15 protein-coding genes are annotated in these 15311 nt (G+C 66.4%); 6 read left to right on the plus strand and 9 right to left on the minus strand.

Annotated elements, in window-relative coordinates:
- Nucleotides 1-163 precede the first annotated feature (163 nt).
- The 4 genes from V9K91_RS17660 to V9K91_RS17675 all read left to right on the plus strand — a co-directional run bounded on the left by V9K91_RS17660 (nt 164) and on the right by V9K91_RS17675 (nt 4712).
- A complete protein-coding gene (locus V9K91_RS17660; protein WP_095362588.1) occupies nt 164-1408 on the plus strand; it encodes an efflux RND transporter periplasmic adaptor subunit in 1245 nt (414 codons plus the stop codon).
- Between the two features lie 120 nt (nt 1409-1528).
- Nucleotides 1529-2218 carry an ABC transporter ATP-binding protein gene (locus V9K91_RS17665; RefSeq protein WP_068848611.1) on the plus strand — a complete coding sequence of 230 codons (690 nt, stop codon included), beginning with the start codon at nt 1529-1531 and terminating at the stop codon, nt 2216-2218.
- Between the two features lie 14 nt (nt 2219-2232).
- Complete coding sequence (locus V9K91_RS17670; protein ID WP_249833591.1) at nt 2233-3390, plus strand: FtsX-like permease family protein; 1158 nt, start codon at nt 2233-2235, stop codon at nt 3388-3390.
- 11 nt (nt 3391-3401) lie between these two features.
- Nucleotides 3402-4712 carry an ABC transporter permease gene (locus V9K91_RS17675; protein ID WP_068848607.1) on the plus strand — a complete coding sequence of 437 codons (1311 nt, stop codon included), beginning with the start codon at nt 3402-3404 and terminating at the stop codon, nt 4710-4712.
- A gap of 57 nt (nt 4713-4769) precedes the next feature.
- On the opposite strand, the gene V9K91_RS17680 is transcribed toward V9K91_RS17675, so the two are convergent.
- The 3 genes from V9K91_RS17680 to yedA form a co-directional block, all read right to left on the minus strand.
- A complete protein-coding gene (locus V9K91_RS17680; protein ID WP_141236178.1) occupies nt 4770-5636 on the minus strand; it encodes a hypothetical protein in 867 nt (288 codons plus the stop codon).
- Nucleotides 5637-5846: 210 nt separating this feature from the next.
- On the minus strand, nt 5847-6761 hold the full coding sequence (gene rarD / locus V9K91_RS17685) for an EamA family transporter RarD (protein ID WP_093535022.1): 915 nt from the start codon (nt 6759-6761) through the stop codon (nt 5847-5849).
- Nucleotides 6758-7660: a drug/metabolite exporter YedA gene (gene yedA, locus V9K91_RS17690; RefSeq protein ID WP_095362585.1), complete on the minus strand. Its 903-nt coding sequence runs from the start codon at nt 7658-7660 to the stop codon at nt 6758-6760. The genes rarD and yedA overlap by 4 nt, the downstream gene beginning before the upstream one ends.
- A gap of 178 nt (nt 7661-7838) precedes the next feature.
- Here yedA and V9K91_RS17695 point away from each other — a divergent pair, with 178 nt between their 5' ends.
- Nucleotides 7839-9173, plus strand: coding sequence for an MFS transporter (locus V9K91_RS17695; protein ID WP_068848597.1), 1335 nt, complete (start codon nt 7839-7841; stop codon nt 9171-9173).
- 159 nt (nt 9174-9332) lie between these two features.
- Here the strand turns inward: V9K91_RS17695 and V9K91_RS17700 are convergent, their stop codons facing one another.
- The 4 genes from V9K91_RS17700 to V9K91_RS17715 all read right to left on the minus strand — a co-directional run bounded on the left by V9K91_RS17700 (nt 9333) and on the right by V9K91_RS17715 (nt 13713).
- Nucleotides 9333-10985 carry a M28 family metallopeptidase gene (locus V9K91_RS17700; RefSeq protein WP_095362584.1) on the minus strand — a complete coding sequence of 551 codons (1653 nt, stop codon included), beginning with the start codon at nt 10983-10985 and terminating at the stop codon, nt 9333-9335.
- An 85-nt stretch (nt 10986-11070) separates the two neighbouring features.
- The gene (locus V9K91_RS17705; protein ID WP_095362583.1) at nt 11071-12003 is read right to left on the minus strand and encodes an MBL fold metallo-hydrolase; all 933 of its coding nucleotides are present in this window, start codon (nt 12001-12003) and stop codon (nt 11071-11073) included.
- Nucleotides 12004-12040: 37 nt separating this feature from the next.
- Nucleotides 12041-12379, minus strand: a complete 339-nt coding sequence (locus V9K91_RS17710; protein WP_095362582.1) for a hypothetical protein — start codon at nt 12377-12379, stop codon at nt 12041-12043.
- Nucleotides 12380-12423: 44 nt separating this feature from the next.
- On the minus strand, nt 12424-13713 hold the full coding sequence (locus tag V9K91_RS17715; RefSeq protein ID WP_095362581.1) for a tryptophan--tRNA ligase: 1290 nt from the start codon (nt 13711-13713) through the stop codon (nt 12424-12426).
- Nucleotides 13714-13821: 108 nt separating this feature from the next.
- Here V9K91_RS17715 and V9K91_RS17720 point away from each other — a divergent pair, with 108 nt between their 5' ends.
- Complete coding sequence (locus tag V9K91_RS17720; protein ID WP_095362580.1) at nt 13822-14637, plus strand: hypothetical protein; 816 nt, start codon at nt 13822-13824, stop codon at nt 14635-14637.
- Nucleotides 14638-14717: 80 nt separating this feature from the next.
- Here the strand turns inward: V9K91_RS17720 and V9K91_RS17725 are convergent, their stop codons facing one another.
- Both V9K91_RS17725 and V9K91_RS17730 read right to left on the minus strand, forming a co-directional pair.
- Nucleotides 14718-14939 carry a CsbD family protein gene (locus V9K91_RS17725; protein WP_095362579.1) on the minus strand — a complete coding sequence of 74 codons (222 nt, stop codon included), beginning with the start codon at nt 14937-14939 and terminating at the stop codon, nt 14718-14720.
- A gap of 208 nt (nt 14940-15147) precedes the next feature.
- The gene (locus tag V9K91_RS17730; protein WP_095362578.1) at nt 15148-15285 is read right to left on the minus strand and encodes an entericidin A/B family lipoprotein; all 138 of its coding nucleotides are present in this window, start codon (nt 15283-15285) and stop codon (nt 15148-15150) included.
- Nucleotides 15286-15311 lie beyond the last annotated feature (26 nt).

Raw genomic sequence — 15311 nt, forward strand, 5'->3', positions numbered from 1 at the left:
CGGCGATGGCATTTCCAGTACGCCCCATCACCCCAGGCAGGTGACAGCTGTCACTGCACGGAACCGCGCCGCCCGGGCATCCTGTGCCCCAGCCGGCCCCTTCCGGTTTGCCCGTGACTCCCGTTGCGGTCACACTCGGCCCGATTCCACGTCCAGACTCACGATGAACGCATCCGCTGAACTGCTCAAGGAACTCCGCATCGACCGCAAGAAGGCCGCCGCCCCGCCGCCTTCGTCGCCACGCCGTGGCCTGTGGATCGTGCTCGCCATTGTCGCGCTGCTGGTCCTGGGCGGTATCGCCTGGGTCGTATTCGGCCGCGAACGCCCGATCGAGGTGACCACCGCCCCGGTGGTGGCCATCCAGCAGGGCACCGCCAGCAGCTCGGTGCTCGATGCCAGCGGCTACGTGGTGGCCCGGCGCATGGCCACGGTGTCGGCCAAGATCACCGGCAAGGTTCGCGAGGTGATGATCGAGGAAGGCATGCGGGTCGAAGAAGGTCAGGTCATGGCCACCTTGGACCCGATCGATGCCAACGCCCAGCGCAGCCTGTCGTCCTCGCAGCTGGAAGCGGCCCGCAGCCAGCTGACCGGCCTGCAGGCACAGGTGGCCCAGGCCGATGCCGAAGCCGGGCGCCTGCAGAAACTGGTGGGGCAGCAGCTGGTTTCGCGCTCGCAGTTCGACCTCGCCATGGCCCAGCGCGACAGCCTGCGCGCGCAGCTGCGCACCGCGCAGCGCAACACCAAGGTGGCCGGTGACGCGCTGGCCATTGCCGACCTGGGCGTGGACAACAACATCGTGCGCGCGCCGTTCTCCGGCGTGGTCACCGCCAAGGCGGCGCAGCCGGGTGAGATCGTGTCGCCGCTGTCGGCCGGTGGCGGCTTCACCCGCACCGGTATCGGCACCATCGTGGACATGGATTCGCTGGAAATCGAAGTGGACGTGGGCGAGGCCTTCATCGGCCGCGTGCAGCCGAAGATGCCGGTGGAAGCCACGCTCAACGCCTACCCGGAATGGAAGATTCCGGCCGAAGTCATCGCCATCATCCCCACCGCCGACCGCGGCAAGGCCACGGTCAAGGTGCGCGTGGCGTTGAAGAGCAAAGATCCGCGCATCGTGCCGGAGATGGGCGTACGGGTGAGCTTCCTGGAAGCGGCCGCACCGGCCCAGGCCGCAGCGCCCAAGGGCGTGCGCGTGCCGGCGGCGGCGCTGGTCGAGCGCGACCAGAAGACGGTGGCGTTCGTGGTGGGCGATGACCGGCGCGTGCAGCAGGTCCCGGTCACCGTGGGCGTGGCGCTCAACAACGACCGCCAGGTCACGGCCGGCCTCAGCGCCGGCCAGCAGGTGGTCAGCAACCCGCCGCCGGAACTGCGCGATGGCAGCGCGGTCGTGGAAAAGCAGACGCAGTAAGCAAGGCGGCGCCGCGACCGGGTCGCGAGCCGACGATGTGCGATTCCCGTGCCGGCCCGGCGCGCATGCGCGCGGCTGCCTGCAGGGCTTCTTCTTCCACCGCATCACGGAGAACCACCCATGTCCACCTTGGTTTCGCTCCGCAACATCACCAAGACCTACCAGCGCGGTCCCGAAAAGGTGCAGGTGCTGCACGGCATCGACCTGGACATCCAGCGCGGCGACTTCGTCGCCCTGATGGGGCCGTCCGGCTCGGGCAAGACCACCCTGCTCAACCTCATCGGCGGGCTGGATACGCCCAGCGGCGGCGAGATCGAGATCGAAGGCGAGCGCATCGACCGCATGTCCGGCGGCCAGCTCTCCACCTGGCGCAGCCACCATGTCGGCTTCGTGTTCCAGTTCTACAACCTGATGCCGATGCTCACGGCGCAGAAGAACGTGGAACTGCCACTGCTGCTCACCCACCTGGGTGCGGCGCAGCGCAAGCGCAATGCCGAAATCGCGCTCACCCTGGTCGGCCTGGCCGACCGCCGCAGCCACCGCCCCAATGAGCTGTCCGGCGGCCAGCAGCAGCGCGTGGCGATTGCCAGGGCGATCGTGTCCGACCCCACGTTCCTGATCTGCGATGAGCCCACCGGCGACCTGGACCGCGCCTCCGCCGAGGAGATCCTGTTGCTGCTGCAGCAGCTCAACCGCGAGCACGGCAAGACCATCATCATGGTCACCCACGACCCCAAGGCCGCCGAGTACGCCACCCATACGGTGCACCTGGACAAGGGTGAGCTTGCACAGGCACCTGCGGCCCACTGACGGAGGTCACTGCGATGAAATATTTCTCGCTCATATGGGCGCAGCTGTTCCGCAGCAAAACGCGGACCCTGCTGACCCTGCTTTCGGTGGTGGCCGCGTTCCTGCTGTTTGGCATGCTCGATTCGGTGCGCGTGGCCTTCAGTTCGGGCGGCAGCGTGGAAGGCGCCAACCGCCTGATCGTAGCCTCGCGCCTGTCCATCACCCAATCGCTGCCGACCCGGCTGGAGCCGCAGGTACGGCAGGTACCCGGGGTGAAGGACGTCACCTACGGCATGTGGTTCGGTGGCATCTACCAGGACCCGAAGAACTTCTTCGCCAACTTCTCGGTGGCACCCAACTACTTCGACGTGTACCGCGAACTCCAGCTGCCACCCGAACAGCTCAAGGCCTTCCAGGACACCCAGACCGGTGCGGTGGTGGGCGAAACGCTGGCCAAGGAGTTCGGCTGGAAGATCGGCGACACCATTCCGCTGCAGGCCACCATCTTCCCGCGTGGCGGCAGCAACGACTGGCCGCTGCAGCTGGTGGGCATCTTCCGCTCCAAGGACCGCACCCTGGCAGCGAATGAAGAGCGCCAGCTGATGATGAACTGGAAGTACTTCGACGAGAGCAACGACTACATCAAGAACCAGGTCAGCTGGTTCACGGTCACCTTGGACAACCCGGACCACTCCTCGCGCGTGGCCCAGGCCATCGATGCGATCTCGGCCAACTCGGACCATGAAACCAAGACCCAGACCGAATCGGCGTTCCAGCAGGCCTTCGTCAAGCAGTTCGCCGACATCGGCCTGATCGTCACCTCGATCATGGGCGCGGTGTTCTTCACCCTGCTGCTGCTCACCGGCAACACCATGGCCCAGGCCGTGCGCGAGCGCGTGCCCGAACTGGCCACGCTGAAAACGCTGGGCTTCAAGGACAGCACGGTGCTGACGCTGGTGATGATCGAATCGGTGCTGCTGATCGGGCTGGGCGGCGCCATCGGCATGGGCCTGGCCGCGACCATCCTGCCGCTGCTCGCGCCGAAGACACAGGGTCTGTTGCCACCGCATGTACCCACCCAGACCTGGTTGATGGGCATTGGCCTGATCCTGCTGATCGGGGTGGTAGTGGGCCTGCTGCCGGCGCTGCGCGCCAAGCGGCTGAGGATCGTCGATGCCCTGGCGGGCCGCTGAGGAGAACCGACATGAAAAAGCAATGGTTGAGCAATCTGTTGTCGGTGCTGCTGCTGGCGGTGATGCTGGCGGTGTGGATCATGCTGCCTTGGCCGGGGGTGCTGGCCGTGGCCGTAGCAGTGGTGTTGTGGCTGCTGTTCACCCGCAGCGGGCGGCTGGCGCTGGCCGCCACGCGCATTGGCGTGGCCAGCCTGCCGCAGCGGTGGGGCGCGTCCTCGGTGGTGGTGGTGGGCATTGCCGGTGTGGTCGGCGTGCTGGTGGCAATGCTGGCGATGGGTCAGGGCTTCCAGGCCACGCTCAACAGCACCGGCGATGACACCACGGCCATCGTGCTGCGCGGCGGTTCACAGGCCGAAACCAATTCGGTGATCACCCGCGACCAGGTGCCGCTGCTGTCCACCCTGCCCGGCGTGGCCAAGGATGCGCAGGGCCGGCCGATGATTTCGCCGGAGCTGTCGCAGGTGGTCAACCTGGTCTCCAAGGGCGACGGCACCGACGTCAACGCGCAGTTCCGTGGCGTGGGCGAAATGGCGTGGGCGGTGCACGACAAGGTCAAGGTCACCGAGGGCCGCCCGTTCAAACCCGGCCTGCGCGAGATCGTGGTCGGCAAGGGCGCGCAGGGCCAGTTCCGCGGGCTGGAGGTAGGTAAGTCGCTCACGCTGGGCAACCAGCAGTGGACCGTGGTGGGTGTGTTCAACTCCGGCGATGCCCATGATTCGGAACTGTGGACCGACGCTGAGACGCTGGCCAACACCTACCAGCGCAGCGCGTGGCAATCGATCAGCGTGCGCACCGCTGGCAAGGCCGGGTTCGATCAGTTCAAGGCCGGCGTCGCTGCCGACCCGCGTCTGAAGTTGGATGTGGAAACCACGCGGGCGTACTACGCCAAGCAGGGCGGCGGCCTGAACACCCTGATCAAGGTGCTGGGCACGGTGATCGGCGCGATCATGGCGGTGGGTGCGGTGTTTGGCGCGCTCAACACCATGTATGCGGCGGTGGCCACCCGCGCGCGTGAGATCGCCACGATGCGTGCGATTGGCTTCCGTGGGTTGCCGGTGGTCACCGCGATCATGCTCGAAACCATGTTGCTGGCACTGATCGGCGGGTTGCTGGGCGGGCTCGTGGCGTGGGCCATCTTCAACGGCTACAGCGTCTCCACCATCGGAAGCAATTTCAGCCAGGTGGTGTTCCAGTTCAAGGTCTCGCCCGAGCTGTTGTGGAGCGGGCTGAAGTGGGCGCTGGGCATCGGGCTGGTGGGCGGGCTGTTCCCCGCGCTGCGTGCGGCGCGGTTGCCGATTACCACCGCGCTTCGGGAAACCTGATCCCTGAAACGACCGTGCCCCCAAAGGGCACGGTCGGTTGCTTCGCAGCCGTCGAGACTAGCGTTGCACGATCCGGCACTGGGTCTTTCCTTGGACGCGGCTGCAGGAAAAGACCATATCCACGTAACCGGGCAGCTCACCGATGATCTCCACGCCCGCCCATTTGGCGCGGTCCATGAAATAAGGCCGCAGTTCGCGGTACTCCTTCCGATACAGGAAGTCGCGCGGAGCACCCTCTGCATGCAGAAAGTCCTCCGGCGTTTCCTGCATTCGCGCATAACGATCACCCGACTCAAGGTATTCCCAGCGACGGGTTTCATGGTCGAAGTAGAACTCGATGAATCCCAAGTAGGTATGGAGGATGTTGAGGCGGGAGATGAGGGGTGTTACCCCGCCCCACGGCGATTCGATGCGCAGCACCCGTCCGTGCTCCTTGTCTGCGTGGAGGTAGTCGAAGCGAATTGCACGCGTGATCATGCGACGCGCTATTTCACGGGCCTCCAGGTTCCGGGGATTCACTCCGGCCACATGATGTCCCCACAGGACCGTGTTGCTCTGCGGACCTTCAAGCAGGACGTGGGGCACCCCGGGCGGCTGCAGCGACACCGTTCCCCAAGGATCAACGAATTCGTCCCTGGTCTGGTCGTAGACCCTCATCATCTGGTTGTATTGCGTACGTATCCATGGCTCCGGCACGAAATGTGTCGCCACACGCTGTCCATTGACCTCTGTCACATCGAAGCCCTGGATGTTGGTCCAACTTGCGCCGTTGTAAATGTAGTGCTTTCCGACGCCAAATGACTCTGCCCGTTCGTACATCTCACTGGCAGTACACATGTAACAGGGCCGGGCGAGAGGGTCCTCCACCGACGCCACTGCCGGGTACGGCAACGCGGCCAAAAGCAACCACAACACCTTCTTCATTATCTGCTCCCTGATTGCCCACACACGCGGGTCATGGCAGTTCATCAGCCAAGGGAGCCCGTGGATATCGGAACGGTTGGAATTGATGCGTTGCGAACGCGTCATTCCGAATGGTGTGGTGGGCGGCGCAGGTTCCAAGGGTGCGGGCTGCCACGCATGGCGTGGCACTACGATCTGCCGGTCGCCGATGCCCTGCGTGGCTGCGGGATGTCAGGTGCGTGCAGGTGCCCGCGAGCGCCACAAGCTGTCGCCAATGAACAGCAGCAGCCCGGTCCAGATCGCGGCAAAGCCGATCGCCTTGGCGGTGTCGAATGGTTCCCGGAAGAAGAACACGCCCAGCAGCAGGCCCAGGCTCGGGGCGATGTACTGCAGGATGCCCACCAGCGAGAGCGGAATGCGCTTCACGCCATAGGCAAAGCCGATCAACGGTAGTGCGGTCACCGCGCCCCCCAGGATCAGCAGCAGGTCATTGCGCCAGCCCCAGCCGCTGAAGAACGCGCCGCCGTGGCCGTTTTCGCTCCACAACGCGAAGCCGATGGCCGGCAGGAACAGGTACAGGCTTTCGATGCCCAGCCCGGCTACCGGGTCCACCGAGATCATCTTGCGCAGCAGGCCGTACAGCCCGAACGAACAGGCCAGCCCCAGCGCGATCCACGGCGGGGTGCCGGCGTCGAGGGTCAGCCAGGCCACACCGAGTGCGGCGCACCCCACCGCCAGCCACTGCAGGCCGCGCAGGCGCTCCTTGAGCACCACCACGCCCAGCACCACGCTCACCAACGGGTTGATGAAGTAGCCCAGGCTGGTTTCGATCACGTGCCCGGCGTTGATGGCCCAGATGTACAGCCCCCAGTTGAAGGCGATGGCCATGCTGCTCAGGGCCAGGGTCGGCAGCGCGCGTGGCTGGGCGGCAATCTGCTTCCACCAGCCGGTGCCGTTGCTCAGCAGCAGCCAGGCCACCACCAGCACCGTGCTCCAGATGATGCGGTGGGCGATGATCTGCTGCGAGGGCACCGCCTTGAGCAGGTGCCAGTACACCGGCACCAGCCCCCACAGGGTGAAGGTGAAGGCGGTGATGGCCAGGCCACGGCGCTGTTCCTGCAGGGGCGTCCGTTCCACCGCGCTCATTTGCGGCGGGTCCGTGCCAGGGTCAGCACCAGCACGCCGCCCAGGATGACGCCCATGGCCAGCAGGTCATGCGGGCCGAAATGCTCGTGGCCGATCAGCGCGCCCAGCAGTACGGCGATCACCGGGTTCACGTAGGCGTAGCTGGCGGCCAGCGCCGGACGCACGTTCTGCAGCAGCCACACATAGGCGGTGAAGGCCACGATGGAGCCGAACATGCACAGGTAGGCCACCGCCAGCAGCCCATTCATGGTCGGCCAGGTGGTCGGCCGTTCGCCGATGGCCAGGCCCAGCGCGACCAGCATCACCCCGCCGCACAGCATCTGCCCGGCGGCGGTCATGAACGGGCTGGGCAGGTCCAGGCTGCGCGCCCAGACCGAGCCGAAGGCCCAGCCGATCGGGGCGATCAGCAGCAGCACCAGGCCCTGCGGCGAGGCCGTGAGGCTGCTGCCGGCGTTGAGCCAGACCACGCCGAGGAAGCCGATGGCGATGCCCAGCCATTCGCCGCGGGTGGCGTGCTGACCGCGCATGGCGCCGAACAGGGCCATCCACAGCGGCACCGATGCCACCGCCGTGGCGGCCAGCCCGGAGGACACCGTGCGCTCGGCCAGCACCACCATGCCGTTGCCCAGCACCAGCATGGTCAGGCCCATGATCACCAGGTTGCGCCACTGCCGGCCGGTGGGCGCGGGCATGCCGCGCCAGCGCAGCACCGCGTACATCAGGCTGCCGGCGACGATGAAGCGGGCGCCGGAGACGGTGGTCAGCGGCAGCGCCCCGCCTTCCAGGGCAAAACGGATGCCCAGGTAGGTAGACCCCCACACCACGTACACCAGCAGCAGGGCCAGGACGACCAGGCCGCTGCGGGGAGCGACCTGCGGAGTTGCGGGGGTGGCGGCCATACGGGACCAGCGGTCGGGGGAGAGGCGATTCTAGGCCTTTGCCGGCGGCCCGGCATGCCCTCTGGTGGCACGCTGTCGTGCTGGACCTAGTTACATGGTGCAATGCCCACCGATCATCACGTGGGGTAAGGTAAAAACCAGTATTGCCATTGCTCCACCGTGAGGACCGTTTTCCAACATGAGCACTTCCCCCACCCTGGCCGCGCCCGCCAATGACAAGGCCGCGCTGAAACGCTCGATCTCCAATACCCTCAAGGGTTCGGCGGGCAATCTTGTCGAGTGGTACGACGTCTACGTCTACTCGGTATTCGCGGTCTACTTCGAATCGCAGTTCTTCTCGGCCGCCGACAAGAATTCCACCATCTACGTGTGGGCGATCTTCGCCGCCACCTTCCTGATGCGCCCGATCGGCGCCTGGTACTTCGGCCGCTTCGCCGACCGTTACGGCCGGCGCCTGGCGCTGACCGTATCGGTGTCGATGATGGCGGCCTGTTCGTTCCTGATCGCACTGACCCCCACCGCCAACACCATCGGTGGCTGGGCCGCGCTGATCCTGCTGTTCGCACGCCTGCTGCAGGGCTTCGCCACCGGTGGCGAGTACGGGACCAGTGCCACGTACATGTCCGAAGCGGCCATCCCGGGCCGCCGTGGCTTCCTGTCCTCGTTCCACTACGTCACCCTGGTGGGTGGCCATGTGCTGGCGCAGCTGACCCTGTTCACCATGCTGCTGTTCTGGGACAAGCCGGAAATTTCGGCCTGGGGCTGGCGCATCGCGTTCGGCATCGGCGGCCTGGCCGCGATCGTGGTGTTCTGGCTGCGTCGCTCGATGGATGAATCGCTGGGCGAAGACTCCATCGAAGCCGCGCGCGAAGGCCGCGCCAAGGCGTCCGGCTCGATGTACGAGCTGTTCGTGAACCAGTGGCGCCCGTTGCTGCTGTGCTTCCTGATCACCGCCGGTGGCACCGTGGCCTTCTACACCTACTCGGTGAACGGGCCGAAGATGATCCAGAGCGCGTTCGCCGGCACCGACGTGATGACCGGTACGCTGATCAACCTGGGCGTGCTGACCTTCCTGATGGTGCTGCAGCCGATTGGCGGCTGGCTGTCGGACATCGTGGGCCGCAAGAGCCTGCTGGTGTTCTTCGGCGTGGGCGGCGTGCTGTACAGCTGGTACCTGATCACCGAACTGCCGAACCAGCACGACCCGTTGATCGCGTTCCTGACCCTGGCCCTGGGCTTTGTGATCCTCACCGGCTACACCTCGATCAATGCGGTGGTGAAGGCCGAGCTGTTCCCCACCCACGTGCGTGCACTGGGCGTGGGCTTTGGCTACGCGCTGGCCAACTCGCTGTTCGGCGGTACTGCGCCGCTGCTGTACCAGGGGGCGCTGAAGACCGACCGGGTGGGCGATTTCGCCATCTATGTCACGGCGATCATCGCGGTGTCGCTGGTGGTGTACATGTTCTTCCTGAAGAACCACGGCCCGAACTACCTGGATGGCACACGGAAATAACGGGCAGCGGCCAACAGGCCGCGGACCGGGAAAAGAAAACGCCGGGCATTGCCCGGCGTTTTTCGTTTCGGATCGCGGGGATCACGACCAACGGTCGTGATCTACCCTCCGCCAGACGCCCTGGTAGGTCACGACCGTTGGTCGTGACCCGCCCGGCAATCAGCGGCGGGCCGCTTCGCTTTGTTCGCGGGTCTTGCGGAATTCCGAGCCCTCTTCCCAATGCGGCCAGCGGCGGCTGTTGGCCAGCTCGGCGCCGAGGTCGTACACCAGCAGGGTGTCGGCGGCATGGCCGGCCGGGTCCCAGGTGGGGGTCCAGGCATCGCAGGCCTGGTGGTAGCAGTCGGCGAAGTACTTCTCGCGCAGCGCCTTGCCGGCGGCAACGCCGCCTTCCAGCTTGTCCAGCCCCGGGCCGATGGTGATCGCCGGCACGCCCAGGCGGGCGAAGGCGAAGTGGTCGGCGCGGTAGAAGAAGCCCGCTTCCAGGTTCGGGTCCGGGCTGTAGCTGCGCCCACGCGCCTTGGCCACGCGCTCCAGGTCGCCTTCCAGCGAGACCCGGCCCTTGCCCCACGAGGCGATGTCGCGGGTGGCGCCATCCGGGCTGAACATCTCGATGTTGATCACCGCGGCAGTCTTGTCCAGCGGCGCCAGCGGGTGCGCGGCGTAGTAGCTGGCACCCAGCAGGCCCTTCTCTTCGGCGGTGAGCGCCACGAAGTACAGCGTGCGCTGCGGCTGCGGGCCGGCGGCGAACACGCGGCCCAGCTCCAGCACGGTTGCCACGCCGGTGGCGTTGTCGATCGCGCCACGGCGGATGCGGTCGCCCTTCGCGTCGGCCTGGCCGATGCCGAAGGCATCCCAATGCGCGGAGAAGATCACCGCCTCATCGGCATGCGCGCCGCCCGGCAGCTTGGCCACCACGTTGCGGGTGACCACCTGTTCGCGCTTGAGCTTGAACTGCGCCGACAGCGTCGCATCGCCCAGCACCACCGGCTGGAAGCCCGGGGTCATCGCCTTGCGCTTTTCAGCCTCGAAATCCAGGCCGGCATCGCGGAACAGCTGCTCGGCCAGCGCGCGCTGCATCCAGCCGCGCACCGGCACGTGCTGGGCCAGGGCCTGGTCCTGCGGGCGCTCGATATCGAACAACGGCGAGGTGCCCGAGCTCTTCACCGTCGCCCAGCCATACGCGGCCGGCGCGGTTTCATGCACGATCAGCACGCCCTGGGCGCCGCGCCGCGCGGCTTCCTCGAACTTGTAGGTCCAGCGGCCGTAATAGGTGACGGCCTTGCCGTCGAAGGCCCCGGCACGGTCCGCTTCGAAGTCGGCGTCGTTGATCAGCACCACAGCGATCTTGCCGTGCAGGTCCACGTCCTTGTAGTCGTTCCACTGGCGCTCGGGTGCATCGATGCCATACCCGATGAACACCAGCGGCGCGTCCTTGATGTCCACCGCCGCCTGCGGGCGCAGGCTCTGCAGGGTCACGTCCTCGCCGTTGACCAGCGTGCGCGCCTTGCCGCCCTGGCGCAGCTTCGCGGTCACCGGGCCATCGACCTGCGCACGCACCATCGGCACCGGCTGCACCCAGCTGCCATCCACGCCACCGGGCTGCAGCCCGGATCTGCGGAATTCTTCGATCAGGTACTGCACAGTGCGCTCTTCACCGGGCGATGCCGGCGCGCGGCCTTCGAACTCGTCCGAGGCCAGGATGCGCACATGCCGCGACAGCGCTTCGGGGTCGATGCCACCGCCGGGCAGGTCATTGGCCGCGTGGGCCAGGCCGCCCACGAACAGACAGGACGACAACAGCAGCATGCGCATCGGATTCACGGCAGGTACCAGAAAAAAACGGAATGCCAGAGTGTAACGTGACACTCCGGTTACCGGGCAGGCCCCGCGTGCGCGCTCAGCGGCGGTCGCGGTCCAGCCAGCAGGCCAGGCCCTGCGCGTTGAGCTCGATATCCATCGCCAACACCTGCGCCGCCGCCGCATCGTCGAGTGGGCAGCCATGCGCCTGCGCCCGTTCCTGGTACAGCACGGTCAACGCCGCCACCAGGCAGCGATGGCGGTCGGGGCGTCCGTCGCACTGGCGGCCGATGTCCACCATTGCATCGATCTGCTCGACCAGGTCGGCGGCCAATGCGGGAATGTTCTCCACCCGCCCGTAATGGGTCAGGTATACCGCCTGCGGCTGCAGCGCGACCAGCCGCGCGATGGAGTGCTTGAGCGGTTCCGGGTCGAACTGCACCGGTGAGGAGGTGGGAATGATGAAGGCGCCGCGTGCACTGTCCAGCTCACGGTAGGACAGGCCAAAGGTATCGCCGGTGAACACGCTGCGGCTGCGCTCGTCCCACACGCACAGGTGGTGGCGCGCGTGCCCGGGCGTGTCCAGGCACAGCAGGCTGCGCCCGGCCAGGTCCACGCGGTGACCGTCTTCGGCAATGACTACGCGCGCGGCCGGCACCGGCAGGACGGGGCCGTAGCTGCGCGCGATTTCGGCCGCGCCATAGACTTCGGTCGCACCGGCAATGAGCCGGGCGGGGTCGATCATGTGCGGCGCGCCGCGCGGGTGCACCACCAGCGTGGCGTTGGGCAGCTGCTGCATCAGCAGGCCGGCCCCGCCGGCGTGGTCCAGATGCACGTGGGTGAGCACCAGCCAGTCCACCTGCTCCGGCGTGCAGCCGGCACGCGTGAGCGCGGCCAGCATCGCCGGCACGGCCAGGCCGGTGCCGCAATCGATGAAGGCGGCGCGGCCGTTTTCGACGATCAGGTAAGCAGCGTCGAAGTCACTGCGCTGGAACGCGGTATCGATGGTGAAAATGCTGGGGTCGGAGGACATCTGCTCATCCCTGGCAACAGGCGGTGTACGCCTGATTCTAGGCGGTGTCGCCGGCCGACTTCGATGCGGCTTTGGTCGCACGCGCGGCCAGCCAGCCCCCGCGCAGCAGTACCGCGGCCACCATCACCGCCAGGAACGCGCCGTAGGCATACAGCACCGCCAGGACCTGTCGCCAGATTGGGCCGGCATCGCTCTGCACCACGCCGATGTGGTGGCCCCACAGCATGGCCAGGATGCTCAGGACGAAGGCGAGCAGCAGCGCGACGCCGTCGAACAGGCGCCGCGCGGTGTCGCGGGGGTGGCGTGGGAACAACCAGTACAGGGTGCCCAGCAGCACGAACCAGGGCAGGAACAGCAACAACGACAACCAGGCCATCGTGGTTTCCTTTGTCTACGTGTCCACCGACCAACGGTCGGTGGCTACCCGCGCAGCTCCTGCAATGCCGCCAGCACCACATCCACTTCCGCTTCCAGCTTGAACAGCACGCTCTGCAGGCCATCTCCATGCTCGGTCTGCTTGAGCACGCCGATCAGCTGGCCGGCATCGCGCGGCGAATCGAAGCCTTCGCTCTGGATCAGCAGCGTGCCGTCACCGGCCTGCAGCTTGAAGTAGAAACGGCCATCCTTTTCGCGGTACTGCTTGAACAGCGGCGGCGCAGCGCGCGCCACGCCACCGTCTTCGGCGGCGATGTCGCCGGCCGTGGACAGGTCGCGCAGGCCCACCGCGTGGCGCAGCTCCTTCAGCAGCGGAATGGCGTACTGCTCGCGCAGCTGCTGGCCGCGACGGCGCAGCAGCGCTTCGATCTTCTCCGGCTCGGCCATCAGCGCGTCATAGCGCTCGCGCAGCGGGGTCAGTTCGGCATCGATGCGCTCGAACAGCTGCTGCTTGGCATCGCCCCAGCTGATACCGTCGGCAAACGCCTGCGCGAACGCGGCGGTCTGTTCCGGGCTGGCGAAGGCCTGGTACATCTGGAACAGCGCCGAACCTTCGGTGCTCTTGGGCTCGCCCGGGGCACGCGAATCGGTAAGGATCGAGAACACCAGCTTCTTCAGCTCCGCGCGCGGGGCGAACAGCGGAATGGTGTTGTGGTAGCTCTTGCTCATCTTGCGGCCGTCCAGGCCGGCCAGGGTGGCCACCTGCTCGTCGATCACCACGTCGGGCAGCGGGAAGTACTCCTTGCCGTACACGTGGTTGAAGCGCTGGGCGAAATCGCGCGCCATTTCGATGTGCTGGATCTGGTCGCGGCCCACCGGCACGCGGTTGGCCTTGAAGATCAGGATGTCGGCGGCCATCAGCACCGGGTACATGAACAACCCGGCGCTGATGCCGGCGTCCTCATCCAGCTGTTCTTCGCGGTTCTTGTCCACCGCCGCCTTGTAGGCATGGGCGCGGTTGAGGATGCCCTTGCTGGCGATGACGGTCAGGAACCACATCAGTTCGGTGGTTTCGGGAATGTCGCTCTGCCGGTAGAACCAGACCTTGTCCGGGTCCAGCCCACAGGCCAGCCAGCTGGCGGCGATCTCCAGGGTCGAGCGCTGTGTCCTCTCCGGTTCCTGCGCCTTGATCAGGCTATGCAGGTCGGCCAGGAAGAAGAAGCTCTCGATGCCGGGCGCTGCGCTGGCCGTGATGGCTGGGCGGATGGCGCCGACATAGTTGCCCAGGTGGGGCGTGCCGGAGGGGGTGATGCCGGTAAGAACGCGGGTGGTCATGTGGGAATCATTACGGACAGTTGAACGCCCCCAGTTTACCTGCCCGCGCGCAACCCCGTTGCCCGGCCTGGCGCGTTCAACGGATTACCCAACCGCGAAGGCCCCGCCATGAAACGCCTGACCCTGCCCCTGCTTGCCGTGCTGGCCCTGTGTGGCTTCAAGCCGGCGGTCCCGCCCCGTGCCGATACCGGCCCGGTCACACTGAGCCTGATCGAGCGCGACCAGCGCCTGGAACTGCCCGCCTACCTGCACCGGGGCCAGTATTGGGTGGCCGGCCGCCAAGGCCAGCCCTATGCGGTGCGCCTGCGCAACAACAGCCCCGAGCGGGTGCTGGTGGTGCTGTCGGTGGATGGCCTCAACGTGATAACCGGCGAGGTGGCCGCACCGGACCAGACCGGTTACGTGCTGGACCCGTGGCAGAGCGCGGACATTACCGGCTGGCGCAAATCGCGCCGGGAAGTGGCGCAGTTCGTGTTTACCGACCCGGGCAACAGCTATGCCGACCGCACCGACCGGCCGGACAACATCGGGGTGATCGGCATTGCGGTGTTCAACGAAGCGCCGCGTTACGTGCCGCTGCCCCCGCGCGCACCACCGGTGGCGCGCGCGCAGAACAAGGCACAGCCGCAGGCAGCAGCCGAAGCGGCCGACCGCGCGCTGTCGTCGGTGGAGACCACCGGTTCGAGGATCCGTGCGCCCTCCCCGGCACCCGCGCTGGGCACCGGCCATGGCGAGCGCGAAGCGTCGTACTCGGGCAGCACCACCTTCGAACGCGCCAGCCGGTGGCCGGCCCAGCGCCTGGACCTGCGTTACGACAGCGAGCGCAACCTGGTGGCGCGCGGCATCATTCCGGCGCGTTACCCGCGCGGCGAGCGTGCACCGCAGGCGTTTCCGGCGGGCTTCGTGCCTGATCCACCCAAGTAAGAAAAACGGGCCGCAGTGCGGCCCGTTCCGGTTTCATACCCTCGTTGCGACCCTATGGCCGCCCTGCCACCGCTGGGGTGTCAGTGAAAGTCCGGATAATCCTTGCGCATGGCGGCTTCGAAGTCCTTGACCTCGGTTTCAGCGCGGTCGCGCGCCCAGCCATAGCGTTCCTGCAGCCGGCCTGCCAGATATTCGGCGTTGCCTTCGGCCACCTTGAAGTCGTCATCGGTCAGGTCGCCCCACTTTGCCTGCGCCTTGCCCTTGAGCTGCGTCCACTTGCCGGAAATGATGTCTTTGTTCATGGGTTCGCGTCCTCGTCTTCAACGGCAACATCGCCGTGGAAACAGATTGCAATACCATGTGTTCGCCGACGGTCAAGCGTGGATGAAGTGCGTGCTCACGTCATTGAATGGAGGGCAGGCAGCAATCGCACACATAAAAAAACGCCGGGAAACTCCCGGCGTTTCTTCGTCCAATGCGGGCCGCAAGTCGCCGGCCCGCAACGTTGGATCAGTTGCCCTTGGCGGCGTCTTCCACCGACTCGCCTGCCTTCTGCACATCCTTGCCGGCACCGGCAACGGTGTTGCAGCCGGAGAGCATGGCCAGCGAGACCATCGACAACAGCATCAGTGCAATTACACGCTTCATAGGGTTCTCCTGATTAATTCAACGTC

Origin of the sequence: Stenotrophomonas sp. CCNWLW57 (assembly GCF_037203925.1) — a bacterium.
Taxonomy (GTDB): Bacteria; Pseudomonadota; Gammaproteobacteria; order Xanthomonadales; family Xanthomonadaceae; genus Stenotrophomonas; species Stenotrophomonas rhizophila_A.

Coding starts and splice junctions, on each gene's coding strand:
- V9K91_RS17660 (WP_095362588.1), top strand. CDS start 164: ATGAACGCATCCGCTGAACTGCTCAAGGAACTCCGCATCGACCGCAAG.
- V9K91_RS17665 (WP_068848611.1), top strand. CDS start 1,529: ATGTCCACCTTGGTTTCGCTCCGCAACATCACCAAGACCTACCAGCGC.
- V9K91_RS17670 (WP_249833591.1), top strand. CDS start 2,233: ATGAAATATTTCTCGCTCATATGGGCGCAGCTGTTCCGCAGCAAAACG.
- V9K91_RS17675 (WP_068848607.1), top strand. CDS start 3,402: ATGAAAAAGCAATGGTTGAGCAATCTGTTGTCGGTGCTGCTGCTGGCG.
- V9K91_RS17680 (WP_141236178.1), bottom strand. CDS start 5,636: ATGAAGAAGGTGTTGTGGTTGCTTTTGGCCGCGTTGCCGTACCCGGCA.
- rarD (WP_093535022.1), bottom strand. CDS start 6,761: ATGAGCGCGGTGGAACGGACGCCCCTGCAGGAACAGCGCCGTGGCCTG.
- yedA (WP_095362585.1), bottom strand. CDS start 7,660: ATGGCCGCCACCCCCGCAACTCCGCAGGTCGCTCCCCGCAGCGGCCTG.
- V9K91_RS17695 (WP_068848597.1), top strand. CDS start 7,839: ATGAGCACTTCCCCCACCCTGGCCGCGCCCGCCAATGACAAGGCCGCG.
- V9K91_RS17700 (WP_095362584.1), bottom strand. CDS start 10,985: ATGCGCATGCTGCTGTTGTCGTCCTGTCTGTTCGTGGGCGGCCTGGCC.
- V9K91_RS17705 (WP_095362583.1), bottom strand. CDS start 12,003: ATGTCCTCCGACCCCAGCATTTTCACCATCGATACCGCGTTCCAGCGC.
- V9K91_RS17710 (WP_095362582.1), bottom strand. CDS start 12,379: ATGGCCTGGTTGTCGTTGTTGCTGTTCCTGCCCTGGTTCGTGCTGCTG.
- V9K91_RS17715 (WP_095362581.1), bottom strand. CDS start 13,713: ATGACCACCCGCGTTCTTACCGGCATCACCCCCTCCGGCACGCCCCAC.
- V9K91_RS17720 (WP_095362580.1), top strand. CDS start 13,822: ATGAAACGCCTGACCCTGCCCCTGCTTGCCGTGCTGGCCCTGTGTGGC.
- V9K91_RS17725 (WP_095362579.1), bottom strand. CDS start 14,939: ATGAACAAAGACATCATTTCCGGCAAGTGGACGCAGCTCAAGGGCAAG.
- V9K91_RS17730 (WP_095362578.1), bottom strand. CDS start 15,285: ATGAAGCGTGTAATTGCACTGATGCTGTTGTCGATGGTCTCGCTGGCC.